The following is a 9,770-nucleotide window of genomic DNA, read 5'->3' on the forward strand; positions in this document are numbered from 1 at the left end:
CGTGACCTGGATCGAGGACCCGGACGACCCCCGCGTCCGCGACTACCTGCACCTGACCGACGTCGCCCTGCGGCGGGTCCTCGAGCCGGCCGAGGGGCTCTACCTGGCCGAGTCGGACAAGGTGATCACGAGGGCCCTCGAGGCGGGGCACCGGATGCGGTCGCTGCTGCTGACCCCCCGGTGGGTCGAGGACCTGGCCCACCTCGTCGCCCCGGCCGTCGCCGGGGGGACGCCCGTCCACGTGGCCAGCCCCGCCGTCGTGCGCACGATGACCGGCTTCCACCTGCACCGCGGCGCCATCGCCGCGATGCACCGCCCCCAGCTGCCGTCGCTCGAGGACGTGCTGGCCGGTGCCCGCCGGGTCGCCGTGCTCGAGGACGTCGTCGACCACACCAACGTCGGGGCGGCCTTCCGCTCGGCCGCCGCCCTGGGCGTGGACGCCGTGCTCGTCACCCCGCGCTGCGCCGACCCTCTCTACCGTCGCTCGGTCCGGGTGTCGATGGGCACCGTCTTCCAGGTGCCCTGGACCCGGGTGGACCCCTGGCCCGGCGGTGTCCGGACCCTCCAGGAGGCCGGCTTCACGGTCGCCGCCCTCGCCCTCGCCGACGACGCCGTTCCCCTCGACCGGCTCGCGGCCGACCCGCCGGACCGGCTCGCCCTCGTGCTGGGCACCGAGGGCGACGGCCTGTCCCGCCGGACGGTGGAGGCCGCCGACGTGGTCGTGCGCATCCCCATGGGCGGCGGCGTGGACAGCCTCAACGTGGCCGCCGCCTCGGCCGTGGCCTTCTGGGCGCTGCGGCGGCCCGAGGACGCGGCTCCCTGAACCCTTGACGGTGCTCCCGCGCCGGGCGGACACTGAACCGGTCGGAGCCACCCGCACCAGGGGGTCTGTCATGGACACCACCAGCAGCCAGGACCCGGACGACCCGGTCGTCACCGACCCGGACAAGTACCACGTGGTCCTCGAGAACGACCGCGTCCGCGTCCTGGAGTACCGCGACGACCCGGGCGCCCGGACGAGCCCGCACCGGCACCCGGACTCGGTGATGTGCACCCTGTCGGCCTTCGACCGCCGCCTGCACTACGCGGGCGGCACGCGGGACGTGCACCTGGAGACGGGGCACGTCGGCTGGTTGCCGGCGCAGGTGCACGCGGGGGAGAACATCGGCACGAGCCCGACCCACGTCGTCTTCGTCGAGCTCAAGGACTCCTCGACCACCCCGAGCACGAGCCCGGACGCCGCGCCCGCCTGAGTCGGGCCCCGCACCTCCGCCAGCGGCCGGCCGCCCGGGACGCGCACCCGCAGGCTCAGACGTCGTAGTCCACGACCACGGGGGAGTGGTCCGACAGGCGCACGCCCCGATGGTCCCGGTCGACCACGGCCGACACCGCCGTCCGGGCCAGCCGCGGCGTGGCCAGGTGGTAGTCGATCCGCCAGCCGGCGTCCCGCTCGTAGGCCCGCCCCAGCCAGCTCCACCACGAGTACGGCCCGGCCACGTCCGGGTGCACCGAGCGCACCACGTCGACGAGCGTCCGGGGCGAGACCAGGTCGTCCATCCAGGCGCGTTCCTCCGGCAGGAACCCCTCGGAGGTCTGCGCGCGCCGCCACGCGGCCACGTCCTGCCGCGTGTGCGCCACGTTGAGGTCGCCCAGGAGGACGAACTCCCGCCCCCGGCCGGCGGCCGCGCGCCGGCTCCTGGTCAGCTGCCGGGCGAAGGCGGCCAGAAAGCGCATCTTGCGCTCGTAGCGGGCCCCGCCGTCGGGCTTCTCCCTCATCCGGGCGGGCACCTGCAGGTGGGCGGGGAGCCCGCCCTTGGGCAGGTAGAGGCTGGCCACGGTCAGCGGCGTCCCGGGCAGGTCCAGGTCCACCTCGACGTACCGCCCCTCGTGCGCGTGCCGCGACAGCCCCCTGGCCAGGGGCACCTCGTCCGGGGCGGGCACAGTGTGCAGGTGGTCCTCGTCGGCGCCGGACGAGCACGTCGGCGTCCCACGTGCGCACGGCCGCCGGGGCCTCCCGGGTCAGCACCGCGACGCCGTTGCGTCCCGGCACCTGGCCCGGCTCGTAGACGACGTGGTGGTCGCCGAAGGCCCCGGCCGGCAGTGCGCCCAGCGGGCAGCGCACCTCCTGCAGGGCGACCACGTCGCAGCCCCGGGTGGCCAGCCAGTCGCCGAACCCCCTCCGGTGGGAGGCCCGGATCCCGTTGATGTTCAGGGTGGCGACGCGCAGCACCGGACGAGGGTATGTCGTGCCCGTGCCGATGCCTTCCCCGGGGGCGCAGCGGCCACCCAGCCGGTGCTGACAGGCTGCCCCTGTGCTCGAGCAGATCTGGGAGAGGGCGTGGACCCCCCAGCCGGCCCCGTCGTCGACGGTCGTCCTCGTGGTGGCCCTGGCGGCGCTGCTGACGACCTGGAGCCCCGTCGGCTACCGCCTCGTGCGGCACCTGGTCACCCTGCTCCACGAGGCCGGGCACGCCGCCACTGGCGTCCTCGTGGGCCGGCGCGTGCACGGCATACGCCTGCACGCGGACACCTCCGGGCTGACGCTCTCGCGGGGCCGCCCGCGGGGGCCAGGAGTGGTGCTCATGCTCCTCGCGGGCTACCCGGCTCCGGCGCTGGTCGGGCTCGCGGGCGCCGTGCTGCTGTCCCAGGGGTATGCCGCGGGGCTGCTCTGGGCGCTGGTGCTCCTGTGCGCCGTCGTGCTGCTGCTCGTGCGCAACGTCTACGGCCTGCTCGTCGTGGTGGCGACCGGGGCGCTGGTGGCGCTGCTCTCCTGGACGGCCGAGCCGTGGCTGCTCTCCTGGCTGGCCACCGCCCTCGTGTGGGTGGTCGTCCTCGCCGCGCCCAGGTCGGTCGTGGAGCTGCAGCGGCAGCGCCGCCGGGGGGCCCGCGGCACGGACGTCGACCAGCTGGCCGCGCTCACCGGCGTGCCGGCGGTGCTGTGGGTCGCGGTGCTGTGGGCGGTGACGGTCGCGTGCCTCGGGCTGACGGGGTGGCTGCTGCTGCGGTGGTGAGGGCGGGAGGCTACTGGATCCCCTGATCGACCAGCCGGTCGACGGCGGCCACGGCGTCGGGGTCCCCGGAGAGCTCCACCGTCGACCGCGGCCCGCGTCCCCAGGCCCACAGGGCCAGGTCGCGGGCGGTGCCGGACACCGTGGCGGTGGGCAGGGCGGGGTCGCGTCCTCCCCGGCACGCCGGGCACGGGCCATGTCGAACTCGGTCCCCGACTCCGGGCCCGTGCCGTGCCACCGGCCCACGTCGACCCGCCACCGGTCCCCGGTGTCGGTGGCCACGAGCTCGACGAGCGCCGTCGAGTCGTCCTGGGCCCAGCCGGGCACGTAGCCCCACATCACGTCGACGCAGTGCTCCACCGCCCCGGCAGCGACCTCCGGGTCGAGGGGGGAGAGCGGCAGGCCGGCGGTCAGCTCCGCGTCGACCCGGTGCAGGGTGGCCTCGTAGGTCTGCATGCGGCGGGTGAAGCCGACGGTCTGGTCCGGCGGCCACCAGGACCAGCGGGGCTCCTCGTCGTCGAGCCGCGCGAGCTGCTCGAGCAGGGCCTCGGTGGCCCGGGCCCGGGCGTCGAGCAGCTCCTCGGTGGTCCCCGGGCGCTGGGGAGCGGCGGCCTCCACGGCCTCTGCGCCCTCGTCGTCCCGCACGTCCTCGCCCAGGACGGCCGCCCAGAAGGCGTGGACCTCGACCAGGTGGTGCAGCAGCTGGGCGGCGTCCCAGCCCGGGCAGGTCGGCACGGGCGCGGCCGGGTCGGTGGAGGAGAGCACCTCCGCGAAGCGGTCGGACTCGGAGCGGATGACGGCCAGGCGGTCCATGACGGTCCACGCTAGCCCTGCCGGGCGGTGCCGTCGAGGGTCTCGACGGATGGAGGCCGGGCGGCTCTAGACCTCCACCGCCAGGCCGTCGACGACCTGCACCCCGGGCAGGTCTGCCGTCGCCGCGCCCGGCAGCCGCAGCTTGCTGCGCCGTACGCCGGAGCCGATGACGACGGCTCCCGCTCCAGGACACGGGCGTCGACGAGCACGGGCCAGTCGCCGGGCAGACCCACGGGCGTGATCCCGCCGTACTCCATGCCGGTCCGGGCCACCGCGTCGTCCATGGACATGAAGGAGCACTTGCGCACGTCCAGGGCCTTGCGGATCGTCCGGTTGACGTCGGCCCGGGTGTGACCGAGCACGAGGACGGACGCCACCCGCTCCTCGCCGGCGCGCGACCCGGCCACGACGAGGCAGTTGGCCATGCCGCGCATCTCCATGCCCGTGCTGGCCACCAGGTCGGCGGTGTCGGCCAGGTCGGGGTCGATCTCGGCGACCTCGACCCGACCGACGTCCACGGTGCCGGCGGACCGCATACCCTCCAGCGCGGAGCGCACCGGGGCGGCCAGCAGGTCGGGGCGCTCCAGCGCCGGGACCCAGTCCAGCCTCACAGCTGGTAGGTGCCGGTGATCGAGCCCCGGGCCAGGACGTTGCCCAGCGTGCTGAACTGGGCCTTGGCGATCGACGTCTGGGCGTCCACCCCCGTGTCGGCGACGTCCAGGGCCCACACGGTGAACACGTAGCGGTGGGCGGGGTCGCCCTGGGGCGGCGCGCAGCCGCCGTAGTCGCGGGTGCTGTAGTCGTTGGCCAGGGTGGTGGCGCCCTCGCCGATGGGCTGTCCGAACTCTCCGGCACCGGCCCGCAGGGACGACACCTCTGCCGGGATGCCGGCCACGGCCCAGTGGCGGAAGCCACCCAGCACGGGGGCGTCGGGGTCGTGGCACACGAGCAGGTAGGAGCGGGTGCCCTCGGGGGCACCGCTCCAGGACAGCTGGGGGGAGGTGTTGCCGAACCCGAAGCCAGCCGTCTCCGGCAGCGGGGACCCGTCCTCGAAGTCCTCGCTGGTGACCTTCAGCTCGGCCGGGGCCTCGGGCAGGTGCTCGAGCGGGTGCGGGGGGAAGGTGCGTTCCAGGTTCATGACCCGACCCTAACGACCGCCCCCGTCAGGTGCACCTGGGGTCGGCAGGCCCGTGGCACAGTGGCCCCATGTCCGACCCCAGGCGCGTATCCTGCACCTGGACCTGGACGCCTTCTTCGCCGCCGTCGAGCAGCGGGACAAGCCGTCGCTGAGGGGCCGCCCGGTCGTCGTCGGCGGGACGGGGCACCGGGGGGTGGTCTCGACCGCGTCCTACGAGGCCCGGGTCTACGGGGCCCGGTCGGCCATGCCGACGGCCGAGGCACGGAGGCGCTGCCCGCCCGGCACGGCGTTCCTCTCGACCCGCTTCGCCGCATACCGGACCACCTCGACCGTCGTCATGGACATCCTGCGCACGCGCTCGCCGCTCGTGGAGCAGGTGTCGGTGGACGAGGCCTACGTCGACCTCACGGCGGGGGAGGACCCCCCGGGCTGGGAGGGGGAGGAGCTGGAGCGGTGGTGCGCCGACCTGCTCGCCGAGATCACCGGGGCCACGGGTGGGCTGACCGCGTCCGTGGGGGTGGCGACCTCGAAGATGATGGCCAAGCTGGCCAGCGAGATGGACAAGCCGGCCGGGACGACCGTCGTGCGGCCCGGGCGCGAGCTGGCGGTCCTGCACCCGCTGCCGGTGCGGGCCGTGCCCGGTGTCGGTCCGGCGACGGCCGCGCGGCTGCGCACGTTCGGGGTGGAGACCGTCGGCGACCTGGCCCGGGTCTCCCGCAGCGACCTCGTCGCGATCTTCGGGACGGCGCACGGGGAGTCGTTGCACCGCCTCGGACGGGCCGAGGACGACCGGCCCGTCATGGTGGAGCGCGAGGCCAAGAGCATCTCCGTGGAGGAGACCTTCGAGACGGACGTGGCCGAGCGGGCGCTGCTGGACGGCGAGCTCGTCCGGATGGCGGACCGGCTGGCGGGCCGGCTGGAGACCGCCGCGACGTTCGCACGCACCGTCACGGTGAAGGTTCGTCGCCACGACTTCACCACCCAGACCCGGTCGGCGACCCTGCCGTTCGCCACCGGCGACGGGACGGTCGTGCTGAGGGAGGCCCGTCGGCTGCTGACCGGCGTGGACGTGTCGTCGGGCATCCGGCTGCTGGGTCTGGGGGTCAGCGGGCTGACCGACCATGCCCAGGAGGAGCTCGTCGTGCTCGAGGGAACGGTGCCCCAGGACCTGCTGCTTCCCGACGTCAGCACGCCGGTCGAGGTGGTCACCGAGGCGGGCCCCACGAGCACGGTGGAGACCCGGCTGGGCGGTTCCGCAGGCTGGCGGACGGGCCAGGACGTGCAGCACGAGGAGCACGGCCCCGGATGGGTATGGGGCAGCGGGCGAGGGCGGGTCACGGTCCGTTTCGAGGGCCCCCGGACGGGGCCGGGGCCGGTGCGCACGTTCCACACGGACGACCCGGCCTTGGCCCCGGCGGACCCGCCGGACTGGCGCGCCCCGGGGCCGACCGCCACCTGAGCGGGATGCAGGAGCACCGTCCCACGCGTGCTAATCTTGTGCGTCGTTGCCCGCTCCCCGCGAGTGGCACCACCTGTCCGGGTGGCGGAATGGCAGACGCGCTAGCTTGAGGTGCTAGTGCCTTAACGGGCGTGGGGGTTCAAGTCCCCCTCCGGACACCATTTAGGGCTATGACCTGCGGTAACGCGGTAATTTCGACGATCGGGGAGTCGAACCCCCACGCGATGGCGGGGTTGCCTGGATGCGGGGTAGCCATCACGTGGGTCAGATCGCTTCACGACCGAGGTCAGTTCGCCCGCCGCGTCGCCGGTGTTGACAACTCCACGTGGCTCCAGCAGGAGGGCCCTGACCTCTCCGTCCGCACGGGGGCAGTGCTCGACGCCACGGGGCACCACGAAAAGCTGTCCTGGGCCGAGGATGACGTCTCGGTCACGGAGCTGGATCGTGAGTTGTCCGTCGACCACGAGGAACAGTTCGTCGGTGTCCTCATGGGTGTGCCAGACGAAGTCACCCTGGACCTTGACCAGCTTGACCTCGTAGTCGTTGATCCTGGCGACCAGCTTCGGGGACCAGTGGTCGGAGAACCGATCGAACTTCTCGCTGAGGTCCACGACGTCGTCACTCACGGCCACTGCCCTTCACCGTCGGGTGAGGAGATGAGCCAGGGGCGGGTGGACGAGGACCGGACCGCGTCGCCGGCCACCGGTTCAGCGCCAGTAGTCGTTGGCGGCAGCGATCGTGGCGAACTCGATGGCGACGACCTGCGCGGCCATCGTCAGCGAGTCGGCGGCGCTCGCGTAGCGGGGCGCAAGGCCTTGCGCATCTCTGCGTCCGGCTGGATCGCACCGACAGACTTCCGCGCCAACGCGAGCGCCAGCTCCCGGCCCTCCTGAGGGGTTGCGGTGATCAACGTGTTGCCCGGTACGAGTTCCATCGGTCAGGCCTCCTGGGTCGGGGTATGGGCGGGTGGATGTTGGAGCATCCCGTCCGGTGAACCTCTCACGGACAGGTGAGCCCGTCCAGCCCCCCGGCCACGGTTCCCGCGGTAGGGAGTTCCACGAGCCCGACCGTGCGTCAGTCCCGGCGGCAGGTTGCCGCTTTCGACCCCGCACCGTGGGGTCGGGCGCATACAGGTGGCCAGCGGCATGGCCGGACGCGATCCGGAGGCGGCGCAGCTCGCCGCCAGCAGATCGGCCCGGAGTTCGAGGCCTTCGACTTTCCGCATGACACGCACACCTACGAGGTCTTCCGGGGCGGTTCGGGGCCGGCGGTTCTGGTGCTCCATGAGACCCCGGGGTTGCATCCGGGCGTCATCGACTTCGCCCGTCGGCTCGTCTCCGCCGGGTACACCGTGTTCTTGCCGTCCCTGTTCGGTCGGCCCGTGGTGCCGGCGACGGGCCGCGAGGTCGCGCGATCGATGCTGCGCGTCTGTGTGGCGCGGGAGTTCACCAAGGTGGCCGATCGCACGAGCCCGGTCGTGGGGTGGCTGCGGGCACTGGCGGCGTCGGCCCACGGCGAGTGTGGCGGGCCGGGGGTCGGTGTGGTCGGGATGTGCTTCACCGGAGGTTTTGCGCTGGCGACGGCGCTTGAGCCCTCGGTCGTCGCCTCCGTGATGAGTCAGCCGGCCATGCCGGCGCCGATCGGGCACGGTGGCCGTGCCGCCCTTGGTCTGGATCCCGAGGACCTCGCGACCATCACGGCACGAGCCGATGACGACCTGCGCGTGCTCGGGCTCCGGTTCACCAACGACCGGGGTTGCCCGCCGGAGAGGTTCGAGACCCTGCGAGCCTCGCTCGGGGCATCCTTCGAGGCCATCGAGGTCGACTCGTCGCTGGGCAACGCTGCTGGTATCGCGCCGTCGGCGCACTCGGTCCTCACGATCTCCCTGGTCGACGAACGGGGGCATCCGACGAGGGTCGCCCTCGACCGGGTCCTGACGTTCCTGGCCGAGCAGCTCCGACGTTGACCCTCCACTGGACCCCACTGCCACCTCCCCAACGCACCGCTAGCGTGCTAACGCGAGCTAAGACCTCTGCCGGTCGAAGCGCGGGTGGTCCTCAGGAATGAGTGACCCGGTGACCTGGTGGTGCGGCCAGGCGAGGGTATGCGGTGCGCTGAGGGTCACGTAGTTCGGCTGTTCCTTCGCGTGCACCGTGTCAGGATGGACAGGTACGTGCGCGGCGGGCGGGTTGCAGTCCAGGCGGCGACGAAGAGCAGCCAGCGCAGCGCGAGGTTGAGCGTGAGCATGAGGGTCGCCACGGCGGCGAAGGTGGAGAAGAGCGGGCCTGCCGAGATGGCGCCGACGACGGAGGCACCGCCCACCCGGAGCAGACCGAATCCGACCGCACCGAGCACCATTCCCTGGCGCATGTCCGCCCAGGGGGTCCGGATCTTGCTGATGACGCGCAGGACAAGCCATACCAGCAGCGCGTCAAGGACCGCGATGAGCAGCAGGGCGGCACCAGCGAGCAGCCAGCCGGCGACTGAGCTGCGCAACCCCAGCCAGGCCATGAGGTCCTCGCCGAGCAAGGTCATCGCTGAGACGGCGGCCGAGGAGGTGAAGAACGTCAGGGTGAGGAGGAAGAAGCCCCACAGGTCGATGACCTTGCCCCGGACGAAGCGCAGCGGTGCGCCGCCGAGGCCGAACATCTGCCGCACGGTGCGGCGCAGCCCCGTCATCATGGTGATGGCGGTCCACAGGATGACCACCGTCGAGATGGCGGTCGTCCAACCCCAGGTGCCGTCCCGGAGAAGATCCTCGGCCCCGATCAGCCCGTCGTTGCTGCCGTCGTCGACGATGCCTGGCACGACGGAGTTGACGATGTCGATGACCCCCGCGACGAGCTCGGGCCGCCCCCCGAGGAAGGCCCGGGCGGTGTTGACGATGATCGTCAGTGCCGCCGTCAGCGAGAGCAGCGCCGTGAAGGTGACTCCACCGGACCCGAGGTTGCCCCAGGCGATGACGTAGCGCAGCCCGGCGCGGACGAGGCGCGGCTGACGCCCCACGTCGAGCAGGTCGTACCACCAGTCCTGCAGCCGGCCTGACCGGTGGGCCTCACGGACCCGGTCGCGCGCCGCCGCCGCTCGATCGCGACGTCTGCGGGGCTCCTGCGTGAGGGATGACATGGGCCCCATCCTGCCCCCCATCGGGGCCGGCCGAGGACGCCCAACCGGATCCAGGGGTCATCGCCCGTCTGCTTCGAGGCCGACTCCATGGGACCGTCAGGACGTGCGTCAGAGGCCGCAATGACGGGGTCAAGTCCGGTGGAGTGGTGTACGACGGTGATCCCTCGGTGGGGTTGATCAGGCCGTCAGTGCGGGGACGGTAGCAGCGGTTTCCTCCTGTCCGGTG

At 73.0% G+C, this 9,770-nt stretch carries 11 protein-coding genes, 1 tRNA gene and 3 pseudogenes; 6 read left to right on the forward strand and 9 right to left on the reverse strand.

Annotated elements, in window-relative coordinates; all coding sequences use genetic code 11:
* Window position 1: 1 nt before the first annotated feature.
* Window positions 2-823, forward strand: a complete 822-nt coding sequence (locus BJF81_RS15305; RefSeq protein ID WP_075959046.1) for a TrmH family RNA methyltransferase — start codon at window positions 2-4, stop codon at window positions 821-823.
* A gap of 70 nt (window positions 824-893) precedes the next feature.
* Window positions 894-1,253, forward strand: coding sequence for a cytoplasmic protein (locus BJF81_RS15310; RefSeq protein ID WP_075959047.1), 360 nt, complete (start codon window positions 894-896; stop codon window positions 1,251-1,253).
* Between the two features lie 55 nt (window positions 1,254-1,308).
* Here the strand turns inward: BJF81_RS15310 and BJF81_RS20475 are convergent, their stop codons facing one another.
* Both BJF81_RS20475 and BJF81_RS21220 read right to left on the reverse strand, forming a co-directional pair.
* Window positions 1,309-1,941 (reverse strand): exodeoxyribonuclease III, encoded by a 633-nt coding sequence (locus tag BJF81_RS20475; protein ID WP_342447166.1) that lies wholly within the window; start codon window positions 1,939-1,941, stop codon window positions 1,309-1,311.
* A gap of 58 nt (window positions 1,942-1,999) precedes the next feature.
* Window positions 2,000-2,230 (reverse strand): annotated as a pseudogene (locus tag BJF81_RS21220) (endonuclease/exonuclease/phosphatase family protein); the annotation flags it as partial.
* Between the two features lie 82 nt (window positions 2,231-2,312).
* Here BJF81_RS21220 and BJF81_RS15320 point away from each other — a divergent pair.
* Window positions 2,313-3,011 (forward strand): M50 family metallopeptidase, encoded by a 699-nt coding sequence (locus BJF81_RS15320; protein ID WP_075959048.1) that lies wholly within the window; start codon window positions 2,313-2,315, stop codon window positions 3,009-3,011.
* Window positions 3,012-3,021: 10 nt separating this feature from the next.
* On the opposite strand, the gene BJF81_RS20480 is transcribed toward BJF81_RS15320, so the two are convergent.
* The 4 genes and pseudogenes from BJF81_RS20480 to BJF81_RS15335 all read right to left on the reverse strand — a co-directional run bounded on the left by BJF81_RS20480 (window position 3,022) and on the right by BJF81_RS15335 (window position 4,959).
* On the reverse strand, window positions 3,022-3,150 hold the full coding sequence (locus BJF81_RS20480; protein WP_269087349.1) for a hypothetical protein: 129 nt from the start codon (window positions 3,148-3,150) through the stop codon (window positions 3,022-3,024).
* A gap of 113 nt (window positions 3,151-3,263) precedes the next feature.
* A pseudogene (locus tag BJF81_RS21680) lies at window positions 3,264-3,821 on the reverse strand (maleylpyruvate isomerase family mycothiol-dependent enzyme); the annotation flags it as partial.
* 11 nt (window positions 3,822-3,832) lie between these two features.
* Entirely contained in the window at window positions 3,833-4,432 is a 600-nt protein-coding gene (locus BJF81_RS15330; RefSeq protein ID WP_342447167.1) for a YbaK/EbsC family protein, read from the reverse strand.
* Window positions 4,429-4,959, reverse strand: a complete 531-nt coding sequence (locus BJF81_RS15335; protein WP_075959049.1) for a YbhB/YbcL family Raf kinase inhibitor-like protein — start codon at window positions 4,957-4,959, stop codon at window positions 4,429-4,431. The genes BJF81_RS15330 and BJF81_RS15335 overlap by 4 nt, the downstream gene beginning before the upstream one ends.
* Window positions 4,960-5,011: 52 nt before the next feature.
* Here BJF81_RS15335 and BJF81_RS15340 point away from each other — a divergent pair, with 52 nt between their 5' ends.
* Together BJF81_RS15340 and BJF81_RS15345 are read left to right on the forward strand one after the other, a co-directional pair.
* Window positions 5,012-6,418, forward strand: coding sequence for a DNA polymerase IV (locus BJF81_RS15340; RefSeq protein WP_202817504.1), 1,407 nt, complete (start codon window positions 5,012-5,014; stop codon window positions 6,416-6,418).
* Between the two features lie 75 nt (window positions 6,419-6,493).
* Window positions 6,494-6,579, forward strand: a tRNA-Leu gene (locus BJF81_RS15345).
* Here the strand turns inward: BJF81_RS15345 and BJF81_RS15350 are convergent.
* Both BJF81_RS15350 and BJF81_RS15355 read right to left on the reverse strand, forming a co-directional pair.
* Entirely contained in the window at window positions 6,541-7,050 is a 510-nt protein-coding gene (locus BJF81_RS15350; protein WP_342447168.1) for a cupin domain-containing protein, read from the reverse strand. The two genes, BJF81_RS15345 and BJF81_RS15350, sit on opposite strands and share 39 nt — an antisense overlap.
* 75 nt (window positions 7,051-7,125) lie before the next feature.
* Window positions 7,126-7,352: pseudogene (locus BJF81_RS15355) on the reverse strand (hexameric tyrosine-coordinated heme protein).
* A 135-nt stretch (window positions 7,353-7,487) separates the two neighbouring features.
* Here BJF81_RS15355 and BJF81_RS15360 point away from each other — a divergent pair.
* A complete protein-coding gene (locus tag BJF81_RS15360) occupies window positions 7,488-8,384 on the forward strand; it encodes a dienelactone hydrolase family protein (protein WP_202817505.1) in 897 nt (298 codons plus the stop codon).
* A gap of 155 nt (window positions 8,385-8,539) precedes the next feature.
* Here the strand turns inward: BJF81_RS15360 and BJF81_RS15365 are convergent, their stop codons facing one another.
* Window positions 8,540-9,544 (reverse strand): YihY/virulence factor BrkB family protein, encoded by a 1,005-nt coding sequence (locus BJF81_RS15365; protein ID WP_075959051.1) that lies wholly within the window; start codon window positions 9,542-9,544, stop codon window positions 8,540-8,542.
* Window positions 9,545-9,770: the final 226 nt, after the last annotated feature.

This window comes from Ornithinimicrobium sp. CNJ-824, from assembly GCF_001942405.1.
Classification (GTDB): domain Bacteria; phylum Actinomycetota; class Actinomycetes; order Actinomycetales; family Dermatophilaceae; genus Ornithinicoccus; species Ornithinicoccus kibberensis.